The 25,446-nt window shown below is 31.3% G+C and carries 27 protein-coding genes; 13 read left to right on the top strand and 14 right to left on the bottom strand.

What is annotated here, in order from left to right:
- The first annotated feature begins 52 nt into the window (after nucleotides 1-52).
- Nucleotides 53-229 carry a hypothetical protein gene (locus HA143_RS00525; RefSeq protein WP_209082725.1) on the top strand — a complete coding sequence of 59 codons (177 nt, stop codon included), beginning with the start codon at nucleotides 53-55 and terminating at the stop codon, nucleotides 227-229.
- Here the strand turns inward: HA143_RS00525 and HA143_RS00520 are convergent.
- Together HA143_RS00520 and HA143_RS00515 are read right to left on the bottom strand one after the other, a co-directional pair.
- Nucleotides 207-437 carry a hypothetical protein gene (locus HA143_RS00520; protein WP_209082724.1) on the bottom strand — a complete coding sequence of 77 codons (231 nt, stop codon included), beginning with the start codon at nucleotides 435-437 and terminating at the stop codon, nucleotides 207-209. The two genes, HA143_RS00525 and HA143_RS00520, sit on opposite strands and share 23 nt — an antisense overlap.
- A 35-nt stretch (nucleotides 438-472) precedes the next feature.
- A complete protein-coding gene (locus HA143_RS00515) occupies nucleotides 473-811 on the bottom strand; it encodes a hypothetical protein (protein WP_209082723.1) in 339 nt (112 codons plus the stop codon).
- Nucleotides 812-927: 116 nt separating this feature from the next.
- Here HA143_RS00515 and HA143_RS00510 point away from each other — a divergent pair, with 116 nt between their 5' ends.
- Nucleotides 928-1,236, top strand: a complete 309-nt coding sequence (locus HA143_RS00510; RefSeq protein ID WP_209082722.1) for a ribbon-helix-helix domain-containing protein — start codon at nucleotides 928-930, stop codon at nucleotides 1,234-1,236.
- Here HA143_RS00510 and HA143_RS00505 read toward each other — a convergent pair whose 3' ends face one another.
- From HA143_RS00505 to HA143_RS00490, 4 genes are read right to left on the bottom strand one after another with little or no spacing between them, the layout of a single operon-like run.
- Nucleotides 1,237-1,941, bottom strand: a complete 705-nt coding sequence (locus HA143_RS00505) for a potassium channel family protein (RefSeq protein ID WP_209082721.1) — start codon at nucleotides 1,939-1,941, stop codon at nucleotides 1,237-1,239.
- A gap of 18 nt (nucleotides 1,942-1,959) precedes the next feature.
- Nucleotides 1,960-3,363 carry a TrkH family potassium uptake protein gene (locus tag HA143_RS00500; protein ID WP_209082720.1) on the bottom strand — a complete coding sequence of 468 codons (1,404 nt, stop codon included), beginning with the start codon at nucleotides 3,361-3,363 and terminating at the stop codon, nucleotides 1,960-1,962.
- 4 nt (nucleotides 3,364-3,367) lie between these two features.
- Nucleotides 3,368-5,188, bottom strand: a complete 1,821-nt coding sequence (locus HA143_RS00495) for an SLC13 family permease (protein ID WP_209082719.1) — start codon at nucleotides 5,186-5,188, stop codon at nucleotides 3,368-3,370.
- Nucleotides 5,189-5,237: 49 nt separating this feature from the next.
- Nucleotides 5,238-6,431 carry an NAD(P)/FAD-dependent oxidoreductase gene (locus HA143_RS00490; RefSeq protein WP_209082718.1) on the bottom strand — a complete coding sequence of 398 codons (1,194 nt, stop codon included), beginning with the start codon at nucleotides 6,429-6,431 and terminating at the stop codon, nucleotides 5,238-5,240.
- Nucleotides 6,432-6,526: 95 nt separating this feature from the next.
- On the opposite strand from HA143_RS00490, the gene HA143_RS00485 reads away from it, so the two are divergent.
- Nucleotides 6,527-7,252: a phosphoadenylyl-sulfate reductase gene (locus tag HA143_RS00485; protein WP_209082717.1), complete on the top strand. Its 726-nt coding sequence runs from the start codon at nucleotides 6,527-6,529 to the stop codon at nucleotides 7,250-7,252.
- A 15-nt stretch (nucleotides 7,253-7,267) separates the two neighbouring features.
- Complete coding sequence (locus HA143_RS00480; protein ID WP_209082716.1) at nucleotides 7,268-7,963, top strand: type III pantothenate kinase; 696 nt, start codon at nucleotides 7,268-7,270, stop codon at nucleotides 7,961-7,963.
- Here HA143_RS00480 and bcp read toward each other — a convergent pair.
- Nucleotides 7,955-8,422, bottom strand: a complete 468-nt coding sequence (gene bcp / locus HA143_RS00475; protein WP_209082715.1) for a thioredoxin-dependent thiol peroxidase — start codon at nucleotides 8,420-8,422, stop codon at nucleotides 7,955-7,957. The two genes, HA143_RS00480 and bcp, sit on opposite strands and share 9 nt — an antisense overlap.
- Here bcp and HA143_RS00470 point away from each other — a divergent pair.
- Entirely contained in the window at nucleotides 8,422-9,078 is a 657-nt protein-coding gene (locus HA143_RS00470) for a 4'-phosphopantetheinyl transferase family protein (RefSeq protein WP_209082714.1), read from the top strand. The two genes, bcp and HA143_RS00470, sit on opposite strands and share 1 nt — an antisense overlap.
- Here the strand turns inward: HA143_RS00470 and HA143_RS00465 are convergent.
- From HA143_RS00465 to HA143_RS00445, 5 genes are all read right to left on the bottom strand, one after another.
- Complete coding sequence (locus HA143_RS00465) at nucleotides 9,075-10,364, bottom strand: AAA family ATPase (protein WP_209082713.1); 1,290 nt, start codon at nucleotides 10,362-10,364, stop codon at nucleotides 9,075-9,077. The genes HA143_RS00470 and HA143_RS00465 overlap by 4 nt on opposite strands.
- A gap of 33 nt (nucleotides 10,365-10,397) precedes the next feature.
- The gene (locus tag HA143_RS00460) at nucleotides 10,398-12,035 is read right to left on the bottom strand and encodes an alpha-D-glucose phosphate-specific phosphoglucomutase (protein ID WP_209082712.1); all 1,638 of its coding nucleotides are present in this window, start codon (nucleotides 12,033-12,035) and stop codon (nucleotides 10,398-10,400) included.
- A 32-nt stretch (nucleotides 12,036-12,067) separates the two neighbouring features.
- Nucleotides 12,068-12,238 carry a hypothetical protein gene (locus HA143_RS00455; protein ID WP_011862115.1) on the bottom strand — a complete coding sequence of 57 codons (171 nt, stop codon included), beginning with the start codon at nucleotides 12,236-12,238 and terminating at the stop codon, nucleotides 12,068-12,070.
- Between the two features lie 12 nt (nucleotides 12,239-12,250).
- The gene (locus HA143_RS00450) at nucleotides 12,251-13,351 is read right to left on the bottom strand and encodes a DUF4912 domain-containing protein (RefSeq protein WP_209084356.1); all 1,101 of its coding nucleotides are present in this window, start codon (nucleotides 13,349-13,351) and stop codon (nucleotides 12,251-12,253) included.
- A gap of 258 nt (nucleotides 13,352-13,609) precedes the next feature.
- The gene (locus HA143_RS00445; RefSeq protein ID WP_209082711.1) at nucleotides 13,610-13,975 is read right to left on the bottom strand and encodes a hypothetical protein; all 366 of its coding nucleotides are present in this window, start codon (nucleotides 13,973-13,975) and stop codon (nucleotides 13,610-13,612) included.
- A gap of 96 nt (nucleotides 13,976-14,071) precedes the next feature.
- Here HA143_RS00445 and sufB point away from each other — a divergent pair, with 96 nt between their 5' ends.
- From sufB to HA143_RS00425, 4 genes are read left to right on the top strand one after another with little or no spacing between them, the layout of a single operon-like run.
- Complete coding sequence (sufB, locus tag HA143_RS00440) at nucleotides 14,072-15,514, top strand: Fe-S cluster assembly protein SufB (RefSeq protein WP_209082710.1); 1,443 nt, start codon at nucleotides 14,072-14,074, stop codon at nucleotides 15,512-15,514.
- A gap of 21 nt (nucleotides 15,515-15,535) precedes the next feature.
- The gene (gene sufC / locus HA143_RS00435) at nucleotides 15,536-16,321 is read left to right on the top strand and encodes a Fe-S cluster assembly ATPase SufC (RefSeq protein ID WP_209082709.1); all 786 of its coding nucleotides are present in this window, start codon (nucleotides 15,536-15,538) and stop codon (nucleotides 16,319-16,321) included.
- A gap of 4 nt (nucleotides 16,322-16,325) precedes the next feature.
- Nucleotides 16,326-17,543 carry a SufD family Fe-S cluster assembly protein gene (locus tag HA143_RS00430; RefSeq protein ID WP_209082708.1) on the top strand — a complete coding sequence of 406 codons (1,218 nt, stop codon included), beginning with the start codon at nucleotides 16,326-16,328 and terminating at the stop codon, nucleotides 17,541-17,543.
- Nucleotides 17,543-18,796: an aminotransferase class V-fold PLP-dependent enzyme gene (locus tag HA143_RS00425; RefSeq protein ID WP_209082707.1), complete on the top strand. Its 1,254-nt coding sequence runs from the start codon at nucleotides 17,543-17,545 to the stop codon at nucleotides 18,794-18,796. Before HA143_RS00430 ends, HA143_RS00425 begins: the two co-directional genes overlap by 1 nt.
- On the opposite strand, the gene HA143_RS00420 is transcribed toward HA143_RS00425, so the two are convergent.
- Nucleotides 18,793-20,718 (bottom strand): alpha/beta hydrolase family protein, encoded by a 1,926-nt coding sequence (locus HA143_RS00420; RefSeq protein WP_209082706.1) that lies wholly within the window; start codon nucleotides 20,716-20,718, stop codon nucleotides 18,793-18,795. The genes HA143_RS00425 and HA143_RS00420 overlap by 4 nt on opposite strands.
- Nucleotides 20,719-20,796: 78 nt before the next feature.
- Between HA143_RS00420 and def the strand changes: the two genes are divergently transcribed.
- The 4 genes from def (at nucleotide 20,797) to HA143_RS00400 (ending at nucleotide 24,465) form a co-directional block, all read left to right on the top strand.
- Nucleotides 20,797-21,399 (top strand): peptide deformylase, encoded by a 603-nt coding sequence (gene def, locus HA143_RS00415; protein WP_209082705.1) that lies wholly within the window; start codon nucleotides 20,797-20,799, stop codon nucleotides 21,397-21,399.
- A gap of 7 nt (nucleotides 21,400-21,406) precedes the next feature.
- Nucleotides 21,407-21,748, top strand: a complete 342-nt coding sequence (locus HA143_RS00410; RefSeq protein ID WP_209082704.1) for a histidine triad nucleotide-binding protein — start codon at nucleotides 21,407-21,409, stop codon at nucleotides 21,746-21,748.
- Between the two features lie 419 nt (nucleotides 21,749-22,167).
- Entirely contained in the window at nucleotides 22,168-24,165 is a 1,998-nt protein-coding gene (locus HA143_RS00405) for an ABC transporter ATP-binding protein/permease (RefSeq protein ID WP_209082703.1), read from the top strand.
- 3 nt (nucleotides 24,166-24,168) lie between these two features.
- A complete protein-coding gene (locus tag HA143_RS00400) occupies nucleotides 24,169-24,465 on the top strand; it encodes a chlorophyll a/b-binding protein (protein WP_373921650.1) in 297 nt (98 codons plus the stop codon).
- Here the strand turns inward: HA143_RS00400 and HA143_RS00395 are convergent, their stop codons facing one another.
- Nucleotides 24,466-25,395, bottom strand: a complete 930-nt coding sequence (locus HA143_RS00395) for a Ycf66 family protein (RefSeq protein ID WP_209082701.1) — start codon at nucleotides 25,393-25,395, stop codon at nucleotides 24,466-24,468.
- Between the last annotated feature and the right edge of the window lie 51 nt (nucleotides 25,396-25,446).

Below are 25,446 nucleotides of genomic sequence, written 5' to 3'. Positions count from 1 at the left end.
CAAAATCTGAGGCTTATTTACTAAAAAAAATTTTGTGGAATAAAATTGGATTATGAAAAGAATAGAACAAATTGTAGTAATTTTCATAGCTGCAGCTCTTGCAATTCCAAGTTATTGGTTTTTTTGGACTTTAGCAGGTGGAGGTGGCTACAACAAAAGAATAAAACCCATGACGAATCAAAACAATAATTATTCGCAACCTATTCCTAAAGACCTCCTCGAGCCTTAACTAACCACATTTTAGTTGCTTCATCATCTATGGTATTCAAATATTCAATAACCTCTTCTTTAGTCACAGAAATATTTAACTCGTTGCCAATATCGCATATTTTATCTAAGGCTTTTTTGGGATTAGTCAAGGCTGTCATGAACAAACTTTGTTTCTTTTTGGAGTCGTTTGCTATTACCTTATAAAGCTTTTCAGCATTACTGGACATGTTTTTAAAAATCTATTTATTAATAGAGTATTACTTCAAGCTACATTTTGTTCATTATATTGATTAATAGATAAATCATTTTCTGTATCTTTTATTTCTTTTGCTGATGCATCTGCCATACTTCTTGCATCTAAACATAAAACCTTTCTTAGTTTAGCAAAGTTAGCTGCATGAGATTTTCTACCATCTTTTTGCGCGTAATACTCAGACTGTTGCAGAATATGGTGAAGATGAGTTAATAAATATGGACTAATTACTGCTGAGACCAAAACATCACTATTTTCATTATCGTAAGAATCAGAATTTACTAATCTTTTTTTCTTTTTATCAATTATCGACCTTTTTGGTGAATCAAATTTTCTTGAATTTTTCATGGCGCAATAAACAATTAACTGATAAAGGCATATATTTCCTTACTAATAATATACACAAAGATACTATCCTTGACTAACTGTGTATACTAAGAAGTAACAGTTATACATTTTGACTCATGGCTACCCGTCAAAACTCAACAAATGGGAAGCCTAAATCCCCTAGGATTCAAGTAGTTCTGCCAGAATTAATTTGTGAGCAACTAACTATTCTAGCCACTAATGAATCTAGGACAGTTAGTAATATGGCAAAAGTATTAATACAAGAAGGGATAAAAAAATACTTTGAGAAAGAGGGTAGGGCACTCATCTCAGAGCATAATGCAAATACAGATAAATTTAGAGACGAACTTGAAAGACACGGTGTAAGAAGATTCAAAAGAGCTTCTCAAAGAATTAGATATTATAATAAATCTGATGAAGAATAATTAATTTTGAGGCAATTTCTGTAAATCTGCAGTTTTTCCCATAACTACCAAAATATTTCCTCTCTCCAAAATATATTTTGCAGGGGGATTAACTGTTAACTCTTCAGCGGGTCCTGCTGCAAGAACATTCACTAAAAAATTTTTCCTCAAATTTAAATCTCTTAAAGATCTTCCAATAAATTCTTCAGGAACAGTTATTTCATCTATACCAGTTTGGTTATCTAGTTCCAATCTTTCAATTAGATTAGGTCTAACTAGTTCTAAACCTAATCTTTCTCCTTGCATTCTGGAAGGGAATACAACTTTGTCTGCACCTACCCTTTTTAACATTTTTTCATGCAAGTCACTTGTAGCTCTTGCGATTACTCTTTTAACTTTGCTACCTTCACTATCCTTGGCAATAAGTGTTGTAGTAATACTTGCTTCAATAGGTTCACTTATCCCTACCACAACAGTATTCATTTCAAGAATTCCAGATTCCTTCATAGACTCTTCATCAGTACAATCTACAATTCTAGCTTCTATCGAAGGTTCCAATTGTCTTAAATCATCAATAGCCTTTTCCGAATAATCTGCAGCCAAAACATCTGCACCATTACTTATAAGTTCTCTACAAACAGCGGTTCCAAATCTTCCAACACCAACAACTGCAAAAGTAAGAGCTTCTTTTTCTCTCTTTTGAGACCACTGCCACCAATCAGCCATAATAAAACTCAGTCAATCCTAAACATAAAGATCAGCCCTAGGATAGCCAATTCTCTTTTGTCTATCTATTCTACTCTTATAAAGACCTTGCCAAATAGCACTTAAAAGCAAAAGAATACCAAGTCTGCCGACAAACATTCCAACAATAAGAATAAATTGGCCAAAATGATTTAATTTTGCAGTTAAACCAATATCAAAACCAACAGTTGCAAATGCAGATATGCAAGTGAACAGAATTTCTAAGAATGTGAAAGATTCTTTCTTAACAAACGTATTAGTTGTACTTAGTAGCATTGCCATTAAAAGAACAAAAAGCAAAGATCCAACCGTGATTCCAACTGCCTTAAGAATAACTTTATCTGAAATTAATCTATTGCTAATAATTACATCTTTCTGACCTCTTAAAGTTGATCTAGTTGCTGCCATTAAAGCAATAAATGTAGTTGTTTTTATGCCCCCACCAGTTCCTCCGGTACTTGCTCCAATAAACATCAGAGTCATTAATAATAATAGGCCAGTATCTGATATAGATTTCAAGGAGATTGGGTGATTTGTAAAGCCTGCAGTTCTTGCACTTACTGTTTCAAAGATTGATGACAATAACCTTTCAAAGAAATTCAAATCATTAAAAAATTGACTATTTAGCAAAGATTCAGTGACAAAGAATCCTAATGATCCAAATAATATTAGGGACAAACTTGTCCTAATAACTAGTCTGGAATGAAGGGTTAATTTTTTATAGGAAAGATTTTTCTTATTACTCCAAATATCATCAATAACTCGCCAGCCCAATCCACCCATAACAATGAGAAAAACAAAAACACTATTAACCAAATAATTTGTTCTATAGTCTTGAAGACTATTTGACCTTAAAGAAAATCCTGCATTATTGTATGCAGAAATGCTATGAAAAATTGAAGACCATAGTCTTTCCCAATTATTATGAATGTCTACAAATCCAAATGAATATAAAACAATTGCGCCTAAGGATATGATACTGATAGCCGTAATAGCAATGCTTTGAAAAGTTCGACCAATTCCTCCAACTCCAAATTCATCTAGAGTCTTTCCTTTGTCTAATCTGGTTCTTAGCTTTGTCCCCTTTACAACAAATCCTTGTAAAAATGTTGTAATGGCCATTAATCCTAGACCACCTGATAAAAGCATAAAAGCCAAGAAAACTTGGCCAAAGAAATTTAAATCAACACCAATATCTATTATGGTTAAGCCAGTTACGGTTATAGCAGAAGTTGATGTAAAAAATGCTTCCCACAAACCAACCTTTGAAGATGAACATAATGGAGAACTCAAAATTAAAGTTCCAAGGCAAATAATAAACAAGCCTGTAACGATAGTAAATTGAGGTACAGATAGCTTTTTGTAAGCATCTTTTAACTTATAAACCTTACTAGTGAATTTCACGATATTACCCGTAATTTAAAATTATCAATGCTGGCACCGTAAATGACATTATAAGTGTTAATCCAGCTCCATATTTTGCGATATCAAAAAATCTATATCTTCCAGGACCATAAACCATTAAATTTGTCTGATAACCCATTGGAGTCAAGAAAGATTGACTAGCACCGAATAAAACAAGCATTATTAAAGCGCTAGCTGAAATAGGTAAAACATTTAAATTTTCAATTGAAAATTTAATAGCTACAGGCAAAATCAAAGCAACCGAAGCAGCGTTACTGATGAATTGGGTAAGAATAACAGTGGATACAAAAATAACTACTAGTGCAAAATATAGTGGCATTCCATCAATAACAAACTTCAAATTTTCCACAATTAACTGATCTAATTTTGTTTCTTTCATGGCAACACTAAAACATGATAATGATCCCAGTAATAAAATAACGTCTAGTCTTATTGATTTTTGTATTTCTGCAGGTCTTAAACATCCAAAAGCAACCATCGCAATAACTGCTAGAAGAACTGAACCTACTAATGGAATATTAGTAACCGAAGGTAAAACTATCATTCCTATTGCAATTGCAATGGATATAGGTTTTTTTATCAACACAGGTAAATCATCTTCAAATTGATCTAAAATAAGTAAATCATTACTTGCCTGCAGACCTCTTATTGAATCTAACGGTGCTTGCAATAATAAAACATCACCAGCCCTTAAAACGGCTTGACCTAATCTCTCTTGAACAGTTTGCTGACCTCTTCTCAGTGCCAAAACTGTTGCATTATGACGCTGTCTGAATCTTAATTCTCTCAAACTTGCACCAGCTAGAGTTGAGCCGGCTGGCAACAAGGCTTCAAAGGTTTTAGTGCCTTCATCATCTGAGAAAACATTAGATCCGCCGATAGATGTTTTATTCTCTCCTAATAAAATGGTGTGTTCCTGTTGCAGTCTAAATAAGTCTGCTCTTGTAACACGGATTATTAATCTATCATCCGGTTCAATCTTTCTATCTGCCAAAGGAGGAAGGATCACTTTCCCATTGCGTTGCAACTCCAGAACATCAACGTCAAAGCGTCTTTGCAATCTACTATTTCTGAGCGATTGTCCAACTAATTCTGAAGTAGATGGAATAGTAACTTCAGTAAAGTAAATATTCATATCCCCATTTTTAATGAAATCCTTATCTCTCCCTCTATCTGGCAAAAGCATATCAGAAACTAGAATCATATAGGTTGTACCTATCAGCCATACAGGAATTCCAATAGAAGTCAAACTAAATAATTCCAAAGCTCCATAACCTAATTGCTGGCTAATATCACTTACAAGAAGATTTACTGAGCTTCCTAATAATGTCAGAGTTCCACCTAGTAAAGTAGCAAAAGAAAGAGGTAATAAAACTTTAGATGGTGATATATTTCTCCGCTCGCACCAACCTTCGATTAAAGGTAATAAGGATGCTACGACTGGAGTATTAGGTACTATTCCAGATATTGGAGCAATCAAAACAGCTATTAATGAAATTAATTTCCTTGGGGTTCTAATACTTTCAGAAGAAATCAATTCTCTTACTCTGTCTAAGGCACCACTTTTAAATAATGCAGAGGAAACTGCGAATAAACCCATAAGGGTAATTAAAGATGGGCTACCAAATCCAGCCAAAGCTTTTTCAGGAGAAAGAACCCCTGTAGCTATAAATATTCCAACACATAACAATCCAGTCAATTCTGGCGCAATAGTATTTTTGATAAACAAAATTATTGACATTATTAAAACAACTACCGTTATAAACGCATCAAAATTATTACTAACTAATGAAATTAAATTCATATGAAACTTATTTAACTCAATATACCCAAAAACAATATTTCAAAAAAGTTTAATTGGAATTATCTTTTTTAAGAAACTTTTTAAAAATAGATTTTTTGTGGAATATCCATGAAGATGCAGATTTCAAGCTTTCCGTAATATCAGGCAACTTAGAAGCATATATAAGTCTTCTTACCTCAAAAGCGAATTTCCCAGATAAAGTAACCCCAAGCCCAGAAATTGAAGCTTCGCCTATTCCTAAGCTAATCATTTCACCATTATCTTGAAATTCAAAGGGTAAAGTTTCTTTTCCTTGAATTAAAAGTTCTAAATTATTAGCAAGATGATTTCCTTCCTGCATAGCGACCTGAGCAGTTATGGGTAAATCCTCCATTCCTTCAATAATTGAAATATCACCAATAGCAAAACAGTTTTTATGGTTTTCTATTTGCAAATTATTATTCACTAAAATTCGTCCAAATTTTTTTGTTATTTGATCAGTTTCTAAGTAAGACAAATTAGGTTTAACACCTGCAGTCCAAATAACAATATCTTTATCCAAGGAAGTTATTCCAACCTCACTAGAAATACTAATCTTAGTTTCTGAGACTTCTTGAACTGTGGAATTCAAAAGGACGTTGATTTTTCTTTTTTCTAATGCCATCTCTGCTTGTTCTCTATTAAAAATTTTGTTTTTATTGAGGATTTCGTTTGATTTTTCTATTAAATTAATTTCAAATTGGTCTGTAAATATATCTTTAATTTTGCATGCCAACTCGATACCAGAGGGACCACCTCCAACTATGAATAACTTTTTATGCAAGGAAGTTTCTTGTGATTTTTTTAAAAAAGAATTTAATTTATTTAGATCGTGAAAATCATTAAAAAAATAACAATTTTCATCTACACCTTTTATAAAAAAACTATTTGAAATAGATCCTGTACAGATTACAAGATACTGATAACTTAATTTTAAATCGTCACTAAATTCAAGAATATTTTCTTTGAAGGAAATCTTGGTTAAACAATTTCTTAAAAAAGTTATACCCGCATCAGAAAAAATATTTGCAAATTTTGGGGTGGCTTCCCAACTTCTTATTTCTTTACTTAAAACTTCGTACATTAAAGGTTTAAATATAAAGTTCGTTTCAGAATCAACCACAAGAATCGGTAAAGAAGGATTAAGATTCTTTAAATTCAAAGCAAATGTCATACCTGCAAAACCAGCTCCAACTATTACTATTGGTTTTTGTATTGATTTCATTAGAGAAATATTGTTATGCATAAATGTATTATTAAACTATACGAATAATTTTTAAATTGAGCGAAATAAAATTAAACTCATAACCACACTGAAGAATGATTGAAAAAATCCACAAAGATATTCAACCTGAATTAATAAAGAAATATAATCAAGAGCTAATAGATATGAAGCCTCAAGAAATGCTTACATGGGGTTATGAAAAGTTTGATAATCAATTTGCTATTACAACAAGTTTTGGTATACAGTCATCAGTCCTTTTAGATATAGTCAGTAAATTATGTCTTCAAAAAAAAATCAAAATATTTTGGATAGATACAGGTTACCTTCCTCCAGAAACATACCATTACGCTGAAAAGCTTATTGATAATTTATCCTTAGAAGTTGAAGTTCTGCAAAGTGAATTATCTCCAGCAAGAATGGAGGCCAAATATGGAAAACTTTGGGAAACAAATAAAGAGAGTGATTTAGATAAGTATCATCAATTGAGAAAGATAAAACCTTTAGAAAATGGTCTAGAAAAATATGATATTTCCTGCTGGGCCAGCGGTGTCAGATCAAGTCAAACAGAAAATAGAAACAAAATGAAATTTATAGACGTAATTCGTCAAAGACTCTCTTTAAGACCTTTATTAAATTGGACAAATAAAGATATTTTTTATTATATGGAAGAGAATAATTTACCTGCACATCCACTTTTTATCAAAGGTTATTCTTCTGTAGGAGATTGGCATTCAAGCAGTCCCGATGGTATTGAAACAAAGGGCAGAGATACAAGATTTGGGGGGATTAAACAAGAATGTGGAATACACACTAATAATTAAATTGATCATAGAACAATGGTCTCAGATATAAATTTTTTATTAGTAGGCAATAGTAGGCTGCATTGGGCAAAATATTCTAAAAATCAATCTAAATTCTTCCATACCAAAAAAGAGCAAAAAGTTCCCGAAAATATAGATCTTGATCAATTAATTTGGGCTTCTGTAGGAAAACTACCAAATTTTTTGCTGAAAAAAGAAAATGAAATAAAAACTCAAGATATTCAGTTATCAAATCTTCCTGATTATTTTGGAGTTGATAGAGCTCTTGCCTGTATTGCTGCTTTAAAAATTATTGAAAACCCTTTCAAAAAAGATTTGCTAATTGCAGATTTTGGAACAATATTATCAATAACAAAATTGAATTCAAATGGATCTATTATTGGAGGTCAACTTCTTCCAGGTTTTCTAACACAATTAAAATCAATGGAACAAAATACAAAAAATCTTAAAGTTCCCAAAAAATATGATATTCCCATCAAAGATTTTTTAATTAATACAGAAGAAGCAATCTTAAAAGGAGTAATTAACTCTCTTACTGGCGTGATTAATAATTTATTTAATCCCGAAAAGGATATTTTCATAATATGTGGAGGAGACTCTCAATTACTCACAAAATCTCTAAATACTCAAAAAGAAAATATTATCAATGCTCCTAATTTAGTTATGGAGGGGATGATTATTCACCACCTGTCTGTAAGAAAATTAGCTTAACCCAAGGTCTGCAATTATATGATCAGCCATTATTGCTGCTTTTACCTTTAAGTAAATTTTTTCGATGTTACCATCATTATCAATCAAAAACGTATTTCTCATCATTCCCATATATTCCTTTCCCATGAATTTCTTTAGTCCATAGCTATCGTAATCAGTAGAAACTTTAAAAGGTTCAGGATCAGTTAAAAGAATAAAAGGTAAATTAAATTTTTCTATAAATTTCTGATGAGAAGAGGCATTATCTTTGCTAATACCAAGCACAACAATATTATTTTTCTGGAGCAAATCCCAATTTTCTTTAAAATTGCAGGCTTCCTTAGTGCATCCTGGAGTATTATCTTTGGGATAAAAATATAGTATTATTTTTTTACCTTTAAAATCTTTAAGAGACACTTCCTTCTCAAAAGAATCTTTTAATTTAAATTCTGGTGCTTTGTCACCAACCTTAAGAGCCATTGAAATTATTAAATGAGTATGAATATAAAATACCAAAAATTTGGTTTTATGAGATTAAAGGTGTACAAGATGACGTAACAGTAGAGGAAATTAAAACTGCAGAAAAACTTTCAGGTTTAAGATCAAAAGTTTTTTTAGAAACTAGAGGATATTTAAGACAATCACTATCAACACTTTTTGATTTAGATCCCCTAGCAATTCCAATAAATGCTGATCCTGGTGAACCACCAATATTACCTCCTGGCATGGGAAATATAAGTTTAAGCCATTGCATAGATGCCTTAACTATAGTTTGGCATAAAAGCAAAATAGGCATTGATATTGAGAGAACAGATAGAGATTTTAACCATATAAAATTAGCGGAAAAATACTTTTTTCATACCAATAAATCAAACCATAATAATTATTTAACAAAAAATATGATATTAAATCAATGGTGTGCTGTTGAAGCGGCTATAAAGTGGGATCATGGAAAATTAGCTAAAGACATAAACCATTGGCAATATTTTGAAACGCAAAGAGAGTTAATACACAATAAGAAAAACATACATTTAAATTATTCACAGATTAATTTCCATAATTGGACTATTGCTTTAGCCTACGAAGAAAAAACTTCTTTTAATCCAGAGATTATTTGTTGTTCGAAAAACTTTTAGTTTTCTTTTCTTCTAAGCAGTTCTTCATATTTAATTTTCTCCCACCCATTATTATTTGGTTGCCATATTTTTAAACCCCTTACAGATTTAGGAAGATATTCTTGTAAGACCCAATTGCCTGGATAATTATGAGGATTTACATAACTATTCGAATTATTTTTTAAATGACTTGGAACTTCAAAAGCATTGATAGATTTGATTTTTTCAATTGCTTTAAAAATACTCTTCGTACTATTACTTTTTGGAGATATAGCTAAATATAAAGAAGCTTGCGTTAAAAAATATAATCCTTCTGGAAAACCAACTCTATCAAAAGCATCACAACATGATTGTATAACTACTATGGCATTAGGATCAGCAATTCCAATATCTTCACTGGCAGATATAAGTAGTCTTCTAAAAATAAAATTAGGATCTTCACCAGCCTCCAGCATATTAGCAAGCCAAAATAAAGTTGCATCTGGATCAGAACCTCTTATGGACTTAATAAAGGCACTTATTATATCGTAATGATTTTGACCATTTTTATCGTAGACAATATTTTTCTTTTGAATCGCATCCTCTGCTATTGAGAGATTAATATTTATTTCTTTAGCATCATTGTCAGCAGTTGTTTCTATAGCCATCTCTAGGGAATTGATTAATGTTCTTGCATCACCGCCAGAAAATTTAATTAAATGACTTATTGCATCCTTAGTTAAATAAACCTTTTTTGAATCTTTTAGTTTTGAATAGTGATTTATGACTTTTTGTATTATTTTCTTCAAATCATTTTCAGCCAAAGGAATTAATGTAAAAATACGAGACCTACTAACAAGCGCTTTATTAACAGCAAAGAAAGGGTTTTCAGTTGTAGCACCAATAAAAGTTATAGTTCCATTCTCTATTGAGGGTAATAAAGCATCTTGCTGCACTGAGGTAAATCTATGAACCTCATCGATAAATAAAATTGTTTTTCTTTTTGAATTTATTAATCGTTCTTTTGCATTAGAGATTTCATTTCTTAATTCTTTAACACTTGATAATACTGCATTTAATTTAATTAATTTTGAACGTGTATTAGAAGAAATAATTTCAATTAGAGTAGTTTTCCCAACACCAGTAGGGCCTGAAAAAATAAAATTACTAATCTTATCTTTTAATATTGCACTTCTTAACAGCGAATTCTCATTCAAGATTGATTGTTGACCAAAAAAGTCCTCCAAATTCTTTGGTCTTAATTGATCTGCCAAAGGAGCATTATTTTCTATTTGAGAATAATGAGTAAATAAATTTTCTGAATGCATATAAATTAAATCAAAAAATCATTCCTTTAAAGTTTATGTAATGACTGTAGGAGTTTCCATTTGAGTAAGTTTTGAAATATTTAATAAATGATCTAAATCATCGATAAGAGGTTTCAAAGCGACTTGTGGATTTAATGAAAGATTCTTTTTAGGATCGTAAAATTTCTCAAAGTAAAGTCTTAATGTTGCACCCTTAGTTCCAGTTCCCGAAAGACGTACAATGACTCGGGAATTATCATCAAGAATAAGTCTTAAACCTTGATTGTCACTTATGGAATCATCAACAGGATCTAAATATGAGAAGTTATCTGCAACTTGAACTAAATGGCCTGCAAAATTACTTCCTTTTAAATTTTCGAGCAAAGAAGTTAGATTACCAAAAATTTGATTAGCAATATTTGAGGGAATTGCCTCATAATCATGTCTTGAATAATAATTTCTACCAAATTGTTTCCAATGATTCTGCATTAAATCACTTACAGAACATTTTTTTTCAGCTAAAACTTGTAACCAATACAAAACTGCCCATAATCCATCTTTCTCCCTTACATGGTTACTACCTGTTCCAAAACTTTCTTCTCCACATAAAGTAATTAAATTAGAATCTAAAAGATTTCCAAAAAACTTCCAGCCAGTAGGTGTCTCGAAACAAGGTATATTTAATGCTCTAGCAACATTATCAACCGCTGAGCTGGTTGGCATGGATCGTGCCACACCTGTAATACCATCTTTATAACCAGGGACATATTTTGTGTTAGCAGTGATCACTGCAAGGCTATCACTAGGATTTACAAAACATCCACTTCCTAAAATCATATTCCTATCTCCATCTCCATCGCATGCAGCACCAAAACTATAAGATTTTTTATTTAATAACAAATCAGCCAAGTGGGATGCGTAAGTAAGATTAGGATCAGGATGTAAACCTCCAAAATCTTTTAACGGGTTACCATTCATGACACAATCATCTGCAAGACCCATTTTTTCAACAAAAATATTTTTTGCATATGGACCTGTAACCGCATTCATTGCATCAAAGATTAACGAGAAGTCTTTTTTTAAAAAATCACTAATTTGATCAAAATCAAAAATTTTTTCCATCAAATTAGAATAATCTTTTACTCCATCAATAATTTCTAAGGTAGTTTCACCGTAAGGATAAGTTCCATATTCACTAAAATCAGGTAATTGAATATTACAAATTTTATAACTAGTTAGTAATTGTGAAGCCTTGAAAATATTATTAGTAATTATCTCAGGAGCTGGGCCACCATTAGAGATATTCAATTTCACGCCAAAGTCGCCATCAATCCCTCCAGGATTGTGGCTTGCAGAAAGAATAATTCCACCAATAGCTTTTTCTTTTCTAATTAAATGTGATGTCGCAGGAGTAGATAATAAACCGTATTTTGGAACAATAACCTTTTGAACTTTATGAGCAATGCATATTTGGACAATTTTTTCTATTGCTTCAATATTGCCATATCTGCCATCACCACCCACTACTAATGTTGAACCTTTTAAATCTTCCAATGATTGTAAGATTGCTTCAATAAAAACTTCTAGATAATGTTCTTCCTGAAACTTTAAAGTACTTTTTCTTAAACCAGAAGTGCCTGGTTTTTGATCTAGAAAAGGAGAATTGATATTAATTACACTAACTTGAGTCATATGTTTAAGAAACTTCCAAAAATCTAACTAAATTAATGAGGCATTTCGGATGTTCTTAACATAGCGATAAACCATAATGAAGAAATCAATAATGCACTTAGGATTCCGTAATTAACCCCAAATTTAGAAATTGTAATTGGAACTATAATTGGAAATGTTAATGCTCCAAACAAAGGGGTAAAAGCTACTATTTTTTTCAACATTAATTTAATTAATTAAAACCATTCTGGATCAGTATTATATTTTTCATTAGTATCGTCTAGTGGAGTCGCTCTATCAAATTTCATTGATATACTTTTTTCTTGCTCACCAGATACATCTACAGCTTTAATATCATATTTTTGAGTCCCATCTCTAAATGGAACTTGAATTCTAAAAGTACCATCTGCAGCAAGAGGTACTTCTTCTCCACCTATTGTCAGTTTTGCAGAAGGTTCAGTTGCTCCATAAACAATTAATTCAGCATCAGCAACGAGCCAGAACGATCTATTTTTAACAATTCCGCTTCCAGAATCATTTAAACCTGAAGACCATTTACCAGCACCTGAATCAGTAAGGTTATCATTTTTATTTGTTGAATTTATATTTTCCATAAATTCTTCTGAACCAACTTTCCTTCTAAGAGTGATATTTGTTGCAGCTTGATATAACCTTTCATGGATACCATTTTGTTCTGAAGTCACGGAATTTGAAATATCTTGAATTGACTCAGACGTAGCATCCAAATTAAATGGAACAAATTTGTCAAGAATTTGCTCAGATGGATGGGATCCAGGAACACGACTTGTTGAAGAGAATGCCAAAGACATCCATTTAAAACCATATTTATATCCTAATTCAACTTTATAGTCTCTATCTGCAAGGGGGATTGGTAAGTACCACTCAGTACTATAACTATCTACTGTAATCTCCCTAAGTGTTCCTTGATTTAGATTGCTTCCGTCAGAACCAGATGCATCAAATAATCGTAAACATAATTTATTTGCACCCAAAGCTTGTGCTTTTTCTCTATCGGCATCGGAAATTTGCCAAAAAACATATGCCCAATCTGGATCTCGGGGCAAGAAAACTACGTTTGTTTTAACTTCTTCATTCCTGTTGAAGGTATTGGACTCAAAAGTATTTTTAGAATCTGGCAGGGGTTGACTTTTATTTGTTTGCTTAGAAGATTTTTCTTGATATTTAAGTATTAAGTCAACTAAAACAGCCTTTGTTTTACGACTATATAGAGGAACTGATAATTTACTTGCTTCTTGACGTAATTGTCTGAGGGTTAGTGAGAGTAATTCTCCTTTATTCATGATCCCATCAGCCACTTTAAAATCTCCGTTTTTGCTTGGGATCAGTATGTTCTTTTTTTTTTGCAATTGTGTGTCTTTTAGCCCTGTCGTCAGGATCCTCTGACTACTAATAAATTTGCAAAATTCATATTTCTCTTCAAAGTAATTGGTATCAAAGGAATTAATTAATTTTCAGAGATAGTTTAAATGTAAATTAATTTTCTTTTCTTTTAAATTTTATTACCTGAATTTGTTAACAACTCAACAAAAATATATTTTTTCTTCGGGATCAACTTAGGATGATTTCTCACTCTCTTCAACTAGAAGTACTAAATCATCAATCTCTAAATCCTTAATCCTTTTTCCTATTCTTCGTGAAAAAGTATCTAACTTGTTTGCAGTAGATTTTAATTGCTCATAAAAAAGGTCACTAAATTTTTTATCATCAAATTTTTTAGATTGGTTATCACACCATTCTCTCAGAGGGTTTTGATTACATAATTCAGAAATATCATCTGCATTTATCATTTTAAAAATCTGGAGGCAATGAGCAAGTATTCTTAGATGATGTTTCTGCATTATTGATAGATCTAAATTGTCAATTGCTTGAATAGTTTGAATTGTTAAAGAGTTTGACAAAGGATCAATTTGATTAGACATTAATTTTTAATTTTAATAAAGGGAAAAACTGAATATTGGGGCTATCTTTCGTTAGAGTATATAAAGCTAATTGTAATTAGGTTATTTTTAGATAACATGGTTAACGAAAATTTAGTTAAAGATGTAGTAAAGGAACCTTACAAATATGGTTTCGTTACAGATATTGAAACTGAAAAAATTGCAAAGGGATTGAATGAAGAAATTATTAGACTAATTTCAGTAAAAAAAGAAGAGCCACAATATCTACTTGATTTCAGATTAAAAGCCTTTAAAAAATGGCAAACAATGAAGGAACCTGATTGGGCCGAATTAGGCTATAAACAGATCGATTATCAAGATATCATTTATTATTCTGCTCCCAAACAAAAAGAAAAAATTTCAAGTTTGGATGAAGTTGATCCCAAACTTCTTGAGACTTTTGACAAATTAGGAATACCTCTTACAGAGCAAAAAAAACTCACAAATGTAGCAGTAGATGCTGTCTTTGATAGTGTTTCTATTGCTACAACATTCAGAGAGGAACTGGCTGAACATGGAGTTATATTTTGCTCAATCAGTGAAGCAGTAAAAAATCACTCAGATTTAATAGAGAAATATTTAGGTACTGTAGTTCCAGCTAGTGATAATTATTTTGCAGCACTAAATTCTGCTGTTTTTAGTGATGGTTCTTTTGTATATATCCCAAAAGGCGTGACCTGTCCTATGGACCTATCTTCCTACTTCAGAATTAATAGTGGAGATTCCGGACAATTCGAGAGAACACTAATCATTGCCGAAGAATCAAGTTCTGTAAGTTATCTAGAAGGTTGTACAGCGCCAATGTTCGATACAAATACCCTACATGCTGCAGTTGTGGAACTAATAGCACTTGACGATGCCTCAATAAAGTATTCAACAGTACAAAATTGGTATGCGGGTGATGAACAAGGTGTTGGCGGAATTTTTAATTTTGTCACCAAACGAGGAAAATGTTTGGGTAAGAGAAGTAAAATTAGCTGGTCTCAAGTTGAAACAGGTTCTGCAATTACATGGAAATATCCTAGCTGTATTCTTTTAGGAGAAGAATCTGTAGGGGAATTTTATTCAGTAGCACTTACCAATAATCTTCAACAAGCAGATACAGGGACAAAAATGATCCATATTGGTCCCAAGACCAAATCAACTATAGTTAGCAAAGGAATAAGTGCAGGTAATTCAATAAATAGCTATAGAGGCCTTGTCAAAATGGGTACAAAAGCTATTGGATCAAGAAATTACAGCCAATGTGATTCAATGTTAATAGGGGATCAAGCTTCTGCAAATACGTTCCCTTATATCAAATCTCAACAACCCAATTCTGAAATTGAGCATGAAGCAAGTACATGTAGAATCTCCGAAGATCAACTTTTTTATCTCCAGAGCAGAGGTATAGAATGTGAAGAGGCAATATCTATGATGGTCAGTGGTTTCTGTAGAGATGTATTTAATCAATTACCTATGGAATTTGCTGCTGAAGCAGATAAATTACTGGCTCTTAAACTCGAGGGATCAGTAGGTTAATTAATCAATTTCTAAAGTGAAATGCTAAGTCAAATGAAAGAGTCAGATCCAATATTAGAAGTTCAAAATCTCTTTGCATCTACTGATAATCTGCCAATTTTGAAGGGGGTTTCACTTAATGTCTACCCTGGAGAAATCCATGCAATTATGGGAAGAAATGGATGTGGTAAAAGCACTCTTTCAAAAATCATTGCAGGACATCCTTCATATAAAATTACAAATGGCGACATAAAATTTTCAGGTGAAAATATTAACTCTCTAGAACCTGAAGAAAGAGCTCAAGCAGGAATTTTCCTAGGTTTCCAATATCCAATAGAAATTCCAGGCGTTAGTAATCTTGAGTTTCTTAGAGTTTCAACAAATGCTAGAAGAAAATTCCTCAATAAAGAAGAATTAGATACTTTCGATTTTGAAGAATTAGTTAAAGAAAAGTTGGAAATTGTAAAAATGGATCATGCATTCCTATCAAGAAGCGTAAATCAAGGATTTTCCGGGGGTGAAAAGAAAAGAAACGAAATTCTGCAAATGGCTTTACTGGAGCCCAAGATAGCAATTCTGGATGAGACCGATTCTGGTCTAGATATTGATGCTCTTAGAATAGTCGCATCAGGAATTAAGAAAATATCTAATACAAAGACTGGAATTATATTAATTACTCACTACCAAAGATTGTTAGATGAAATCAAACCCAATTATGTTCACGTTATGGCAGACGGGAAAATCATCAAAACTGGTGGAAGTGATCTTGCTTTAGAGCTTGAAAAAAAAGGTTATGACTGGACTGATAACTTCGTCAAAGAGACTTAAATAAATGGAAATTATTGAACAAATAAAAACCAATCAATTAATTGACAATCCTACAGAAATACAAAAAATCTGTCTGAATAAATTACAATCAAACCCCCTTCCTAATCCAAAAAGTGAACTATGGCGACTTTCAAATAGATCAAAATTTTCAAACTTTTTAGACTATTCAGTCAATGAAAAAGATCCAAAATTTGATACCCCATATCCTTATAATTCTCAAAATATTATTAGATTAATAATTGGAGAGGATAGCCAAATTTCATTAATAGAAGAAAATTATTCAATACAACAATTAAGTGATAATAAATTAGATAAATATATAAAACAAAAGATATCTTGTTTTGATCAAAACGAACATTGGAGTGACCTACTAAATCTTTCTTTAAGTTGTCCAAAAAATATCTTAGGCTTAAAAATAAACGGATCAAAAATCCCTCCTATTGAAATCTTTAGCCATGCATCAAGTAATTCTTTAAACGCAAAAACCCTAGTAATATTTTTAGAAAAAAATTGTAACATTGAATTGTTACAAGTAAATCTTGGTAAAGAAAACTCTTCATTATCTCAATCCACATTCATTTATTTAGAAGAAAATAGCTCCCTAAACCATGGTGTTGTTTCCTATGGTGAAGATAAATCACATCTATTAAATTCTCTCAATGTAATTCAACAAAAAAATAGCGAATACAACTTAGGGTCTTTACATTTTAAATTCAATTATGCAAGATTTGAAATTCGTATTGAACAATCTGCAGGAAACGCTAAAACCAATATCAAAGGTATGCAAATAACAAAAAACAATGAACAAATTGCTACTCATACAAAAATAGACTTTAATGGGCCAAATGGATTTTTAGACCAAATCAACAAATCACTTGCTGACGACAAATCACATGCTATATTTGACGGCTCAATAATTGTTCCCAAAATTGCCCAGAAAACTGATGCGTCGCAATTAAGCAGAAATTTACTTTTATCAAATCTCGCACAAATTGATACAAAACCTCAATTAGAAATAATTGCTGATGATGTCAAATGCAAACATGGAGCTACAATTGCACAATTAAATGATGAAGAACTTTTTTATATGCGTACAAGAGGTATTACGTTAAAAGAAGCAAGTAAACTACAATTAAGTTCTTACTTCCAAGAAATAATTTCATTTATTCCCATTTCAAAAGATAGATGGGATTTGCTTGATAAACTTTTAAATGAGAATTAATGGAAACGATTCAAAATTTCCCTGAAATAGCTAAGAAAGACTTTCCTCTTTTAAATAAGAACTTAAAAAGTAATGAGCAAATCATTTATTTAGACCATGCTGCAACAACCCAAAAACCAATACAAGTCTTAAAAAAAATTGATGAATATTATAGAAACTTTAATGCCAATGTACACAGAGGCGCACATCAATTAAGTGCAAAAGCAACAGAAGAATTTGAAAATGCAAGATATTTAATTAGCAAATATATAAAAGCGAATTCAACAAAAGAAATTATTTTTACAAGAAATGCTACTGAAGCAATCAATCTAGCGGCTAGATCATGGGGCGAATCTTCATTAAAAGAAAACGATGAGATTCTCTTATCAATAATGGAGCATCATAGCAATATTGTTCCATGGCAAATGGTTGCAGCAAAAAATAAATGCAAACTAAAATTTATAGGTATAGATAAAAATGGGAAATTAGATATAGACGATTTTAAATCAAAACTAACATCTAGAACTAAGCTTGTTAGCCTAGTACATGTTAGTAATACTCTAGGTTGCTGTAATCCAATCAAAGAGATAACTAAATTAGCTAAACAAAAAGGTTCTTTAGTTTTAATAGACGCATGTCAAAGTTTGGCGCATCAAAAACTAGATGTAATTGATCTTGAAATAGATTTCTTAGCGGGATCAGGGCATAAACTTTGCGGTCCTACAGGTATTGGTTTCCTCTGGTCAAGAAAAGAAATCCTAGAAAAGATTCCTCCACTCTTTGGAGGTGGCGAAATGATTCAAGATGTTTTTGAAGAGACAAGTACTTGGGCAGAGCTACCTCATAAATTTGAAGCTGGCACTCCAGCTATTGCAGAAGCAATAGGTCTTGCAGAAGCAATTAATTATATAAACACTATTGGATTGGATGAGATTCATGAATATGAAAAGACTATTACTAAATATTTATTTGAAAAATTAAATCAAATAGAAAATGTTGAAATTATAGGTCCATCGCCAGAGATAGATCCAGACAGAGCATCACTTGCCACCTTTTATATAAAAAATATACATTCAAACGATATTGCAGAAATTCTTGATTCAAAAGGAATTTGCATTAGAAGTGGGCATCATTGCTGTCAACCTCTTCACAGATACATTGGAATTAAATCAACAGCAAGAATTAGCATGAATTTCACAACCAATAAGGAAGAAATTGATATATTTGTAGAAAAATTAAAAGATACTATTGATTTTCTAAAAATCAATTCTTAAATATTCAAAGCATTTTTTAAAAAATCCTGAGATTTTTTCATTACTTCTTCTTTAGTTTCTATATATTTAAACCCATGCCCTTCATTTTCAAAAAAAATAACTTCTGAATATTTATTATTCCGAATCAAAATTTCTTGAATCTTTAAAGTTTGTTTATACGAAATAACTGTATCTTTTTTTCCATGAAACAATAAGATAGGTTTTTTTATTTTATTAATATGATTTATCGGCGATCTATTTATGTAATCATCATGATTTTTTGCATACTTTCCTAGCAAAGAATTTAAATAATCTTTTTCAAACCTATGAGTGTTGTAATACATATCCTTCAAATCAATAACAGGATATTTACAAATTGCAGCTGTAAAAATAGACCCATATAATAAACTATTCAGGGCAGTGAACCCACCAGCACTATTACCAGAAATTACTACTTTCTCACTATCAACTAGATTTGATTTAGTTAATTCAAGAGCTAGTGCTTTGCAATCATAAGAATCAACAATACCCCACTTATAATTCAACCTCTCTCTATATGCTTTGCCAAATCCTGATGATCCTCCATAATTAACTTCAGCAACAAAAAATCCCTTCGAGGTCCAATATTGAACTTCAGAATTATATGATCCATCAAAAAATGAAGTTGGTCCACTGTGAGCTCTAACAAGTAGCGGTGGCTTTCTACAATTGTCAACAAGGGGTTTATAAAGAAAAGAATGAGTAGATTGGTCTTCAAAACCTTTAAACCAAAATGATTCAGGTTTGGAACAATCTTTTATATGATCAATATGTATCTGCTCAGAAAAATTTGGTAAAAATTTTTCTGCAAAATCAATTTCAAGTACAATTCCCAAAAAATCATATCCATAACCTCTTAAAAGAACTTTATTTCGAAAAACACTGAAATCACTGATTGAGGTAAAAGGAGTAGAAAATTCTTTAACTAATACAAGATCTTTATATTGTTCCACTATTAAACTATTTCCTTTTTTGGCTACACAAAATAAGTTTTTTATAGTCCCCGAAAACAATGTAATTCCTGAGACCCATTGTGGTACTCCATATTCAATCAAATTTCTCTCTACTCTTTTCTTAATAAAAATATTCTCAATTTCACTTACATCTAAAAACAATAAGTTCCACCATCCAGAACTATCTTCAGAACATACTAAAAGTGTTTCACTTATCCAATAAGGTTGAAAAAAAGAAACATTTTTATTGGCATTGATCAGCTTATTTGAGAATTTTTTTATTTTTTTTATCTCTCCATCTAAATCTATTTGAGCAAAATACAGATCATTTTTCTCCCAGGGCATGTATGGAGAATCCCACTCGACCCATGAAAGTAAGGTAGCAGAAGTATTAGAAGATAATTCTCCAGCGAAATTTTTAAATTTTTTTATTCGGTAAATATCTTGTTTAGTTTTTTTTAAGTTCAAAGAAAATAAATAATCTCTATTATTTATTTCACAAATGCCATACAAAAAATTTTTCTCAGAAATAACAAATCCAGAATCGAAATTTCCTGCTACTGCTTTAGAAAGTTGCCTCGGTTCTTGAACTGACTCAAGATATTTGTTTTCAATTCTATATTTTATTCCTGCTTCTTTAAAAATTTGAAACCATACTGCTTTTGAAGACTGATCTATCCATATCAAATAAAAATTCTTTTTAAAATCAATACATTTATAAGATTTACCCCCATATCCATGAAAATTACTTTTAATATTATGTTTTTTACCAGTTAATTTTTGAGGAAATGCATATTTCTCGTTAAATGGTCTAGCAAAAATAGCATTTTGATGTTGATCTTCATCAACATCATCGATCCAAAAAATAGTATCTCTAACAATAGTTAATTCCTTAAAATCTTTTTTCTTAGAGTCTTTTTGGCTAACTTTTGCTTTAACATTATTACTCATTAAAAAAATATAAAGAAAGTAAATTAAAGTGCTAGTATTTTTATAGCTAAACTATTTCTTAAAAACTTTTTTATTAACGTGGCAAACCATTTTTCACAACTTGCAAGAAAGTCAAGAAAAAATGGGTCCTCGGCAAAAATCGCCAAAGAACAAACAGGTAATCCATGTCTAGAAATTTATAAACTTGGTGATGATATATTAAGACAAAATTCCAAAAGAATTACTAAGGTTGATGAATCGATTAGAAAACTAGCTAGAGAAATGCTTCAAAGCATGTATGCAGCTAAAGGGATTGGGCTTGCTGCACCTCAAATTGGTATTAACAAAGAGCTCCTTGTTATTGATGTGAATTTTGAAGATTCAGCAGCAGAGCCTTTAATCTTAATCAATCCAGAAATTACAGATTTTGGAACAACTCTTAATTCATACGAAGAAGGCTGCTTGAGTATCCCTGGCGTCTATTTGAATGTCGTGAGGCCATCAACTATAAAATTAAAGTTTAGAGATGAAATGGGAAGGCCACGCAAAATGAAAGCAGATGGACTTCTAGCTAGGTGTATTCAACACGAAATGGATCACTTAAATGGAATATTATTTGTTGATAGAGTTACATCAAAAGATGACTTAAACAAGGAACTTATAAAAGAAGGGTTTTACGAAAAAGACGTTATTTCTATCTAATCGAAAAATGACTGAAACAACAATTTTCCAAAAAATAATAGATGGTGAGATTCCTTGTGAAAAACTACATGAAGATGATTTTTGTATTGCATTTAATGATATCTCAGCTCAAGCCCCAATCCATTATTTAGTAATCCCCAAAAAACCAATAGTAAGTTTATGTGAATGCGCAGAAAAGGATGCAGACTTATTAGGTCATTTATTGTTTGTAGGAAGTAAAATCGCTAAATCTAAAAATTTAAATAACTGGAGAACAGTAATTAATACTGGTAAAGAATCTGGGCAAACAGTTTTTCATTTACATATTCATTTTTTAGCAGGAAGAAAAATGACGTGGCCTCCTGGTTAAAACTCTCAAATTAAGAATTTTTGAGCTATAAGTAATTAAATATAAAAAAAAATGACTTCCCCAGAATCCTTAATATCTAAAAATAAAAATTTACTCAACCTTATCCTGAAAAATTGGGAAAATTTAGATGAGTCACAAAAATCAGTTTTAACCAAAATTTGGAATGTTTTGACCTATAAATGGCAACTGCAAATATTATTAAACACCCCTTTTGTGATTTATTGGCTCCTAGATAAAAACTTTGAAAGTATTCATAGTTTCAATCAAAACCTTTTAAACCAATTGAATTTACCGGATTGGCTAGTATCTTTTATTGGATTTGCTAACTGATTCCAATATTGAGTTTTCTGCAAAATTTATTATTAAAATTGATGTTAAAATAAAATGTTTTAACACATAATAAACTTTAGATATCAATCATGCCGAAAGAAATATCAAGTACAAAAAGAGATATCTCATCTCAATTAAATAAGATAAGAAAACTTACACAACCATATTTTTTACCTTACACTTCAAATAATGGATGGTTATTTATATTACTGTTATTTGCCCTAATCTTTTGTGTTGTTCCAGGAACGGTTTTATTTGTAGTTACAGGTTTAATAAATTTGCTCAGCAATTCAACACCTGATTTCACAAAAGAATATTTAAGTGGAATTGAAGAAATAATTAACAAAATCTGGAACTCCAATCTTGGGGTAATAGGTACAATTTTTTTCTTATTCGGTATTGGATCTTTTGCTTCATTTCGCAGTCAATTAAGGCAAAAAAGATGGATCCCTTGGCTTTTTCTTGGATTAGTTTTACTAATGCTGCTCTCTGTTAATGGAATTAATGCTGGAATCTCTTTCTTAGTTAGAGATATTACGAATGGATTAATCAATCAAAATGCCAGTGAAAGTTATAGAAAATTATGGATTTTAGGAATTTGTTTTGTTGCTGCATTACCTATACGGAGCTTTCAATTTTATTTATCAGCTAAACTTCAACTACTTTGGAGAGAATGGCTTTCAAATAATTTAATTGATAATTATTTAACCGACCGAACTTATTATATATTAAATCCAAATAACGAAGATGAAACTGACATTGATAATCCAGACCAAAGAATTACGGAAGACGCAAAAGATTTTACTGCTCAAATACTAGATTTATCATTAAATATTTTTGACTCAATTCTAACTTTTACTATTAATATCGGAATTCTTCTTAGCATTAGCAAGAACTTAACAGTAGCTCTTGTTTTTTACGCTGGTATACTTTCAATTTTAATTATATTTGCAAGTAAAAAATTGTTTAAATTAAATTTTGATCAGTTGAAATATGAAGCAAATTTTCGATATGGATTAGTGCATGTACGAAATAATGCTGAGTCTATCGCATTCTATTCAGGAGAAGATGAAGAATACCAAGAAGTTAATAGCAGATTAAAGTCAGTAGTAAAGAATTTTAATTTATTAATTATTTGGGAGGCATTACTGAGAGTTCTACAAAGATCAACAATTTATGGAAGTGTTTTTATACCGTTTATAATTCTATCTGGACCATTACTCGCAGGTAATATGAATTATGGAGAATTTTCTCAAGCAAGACTCAATTACCAATTACTTGAGGGTTCTTTATTTTTTATTATCTATAAGATTGAAGCCCTAGCAAAATTCTCAGCCTCAATAGGCAGATTAGAAGGATTTCAAAGCAGCATAAAAGAAGTAAAACATTTAAAATCAAATCAATATAAAAACAGTGTTAAAGAAAAAGAGAATATTTATATAAAAAATGTAAATGTAGAAACTCCTGATAAAAGTAAATTATTAGTAAAAGATCTAAATTTGAGTGTTGAATACGGTGAAAGCATTTTAGTTGTCGGTCCATCTGGATGTGGGAAGACATCATTACTTAGAGTTATCAGCGGACTATGGTCAACTGACAAAGGTGAGATTTTCTCACCACAAAAAGGAGACTTGTTATTTATACCTCAGAAACCATATATGACATTAGGATCCTTGAAAGAGCAATTATGCTATCCATTGAGAACAAGCAGATTCAGTGATGAACATTTGCAAGCAGTTCTTAAAGAAGTACAACTTCCAAATTTAATTGAAAGATATCCTGACTTAGATATAAAACAAGATTGGCAAAGAATATTATCTCAAGGAGAACAACAAAGATTAGCATTTGCAAGATTATTATTAAATTCTCCAAAGTTTGTAATTCTTGATGAAGCTACAAGTGCTTTAGATATAAAAACAGAACATTATCTTTATAATTTATTGAAAGAGAGGAATATTGCTCTTGTTAGTGTTGGTCATCGTCCAACTCTTAAAATCTTTCATGACAATGTCCTTGAATTAAGTGGTAAAGGTAATTGGTCTCTAATGCCATCAAAGAATTTTGATTTCAACTCAAATATAAATTAATAAATTATGACAAAAGAAGAATTTGACAATAAACCATCCCCTGCTGATGAACTAACCAAGACAGAAAAAGATGACAAATTATCTGAGGAAGTTGATGATAAACCATCCCCTGCTGATGAACTAACCAAGACAGAAAAAGATGACAAATTATCTGAGGAAGTTGATGATAACTATCAGTTTGGATGGAGTAGGTATTCAGAAATAACTAATGGAAGATTTGCTATGATTGGATTCTTAGCAATAATACTAATTGAATTATTAAGTCAACAATCATTTTTAAAATGGGCGGGAATCTTATAATTAATCGTCAAATCTAGAACTGTTATCTCTAGGTTTCTTTCTATTTTTCCCAACGGTATATCTACCACTTTGATTTTTTGAACTTGATCTCTCAGTAGAGTTTACTCTACGAGTTACACGAGGTTTTTTTACTGCATCCGCATCTTTGAATGATGCATCCTCTACTTGATCTTTTGAAGTTTGCTGCCTAATGGGAGATCTTGTGGATTTCTTTCTTAATGGAGAAGAATCATCAGAAGAAGAAATATTTGCTTGTCTTGATATTGTCTGATTCCTTCTGGGTCTTGACCCTGTTTTAACTTCATTTCGAGAAGTACTTCTTCTTTCACCAAATTTATTTCTTAATGCCTCATTACTATTTCTATCTTCAGAATTCTGCCTTCTTCTTCTTATAGGTTCGTCATTTTCAAATTGATTTACTTCTCTTGCAGCTGGCCTTCTTCTACTTACAGCAGAAGCAGGTATAGCTCTTGAAACATTCCTCCTGCGAGATATCCCCTCTATATATTCTTCTTCAAAATCATCTTCTTGAGGTTTGAATCTTCTAGATGGTCTTTCAGATTCTTCAAACCTTTCGTAATCTTCATTAAAACGACCTCTAGAATTCCTAGGCTCATCAGAAATAGGATCATCATCAAAATAAGAGGACCTTCTAGCTTGATCCGTAGCAACTCCCCTCAACCTAACACTTTCGTATGCGAAAAAAACTGTAGTTCCTGCCAATAAAAACTGACCAAACTGAAGGATAGGATCTAATCTCCAGCCTTGAAAAAATAATATTCCACCGCACAAAAGTCCTATAGCTGCAAAGAAGACATCATAATCTCTTGCTAATGCAGGTTTAACGGATCGTAAAAAGTAAAGACCGCCTCCACATACTGCAAGAACTATACCAACAATACTGGCCCAATTGAGACTAGCATTGACCACATTCTTTCTCCAAAATTTATGTTTTAAAGGGAAAAATAAATCACCCTATAT

Origin of the sequence: Prochlorococcus marinus CUG1415 (assembly GCF_017696015.1) — a bacterium.
In the GTDB taxonomy this organism is placed as follows: domain Bacteria; phylum Cyanobacteriota; class Cyanobacteriia; order PCC-6307; family Cyanobiaceae; genus Prochlorococcus_A; species Prochlorococcus_A marinus_AE.
Note: the sequence above shows the minus strand (reverse complement) of the source record. Positions and strands in the feature narration are given on the sequence as shown.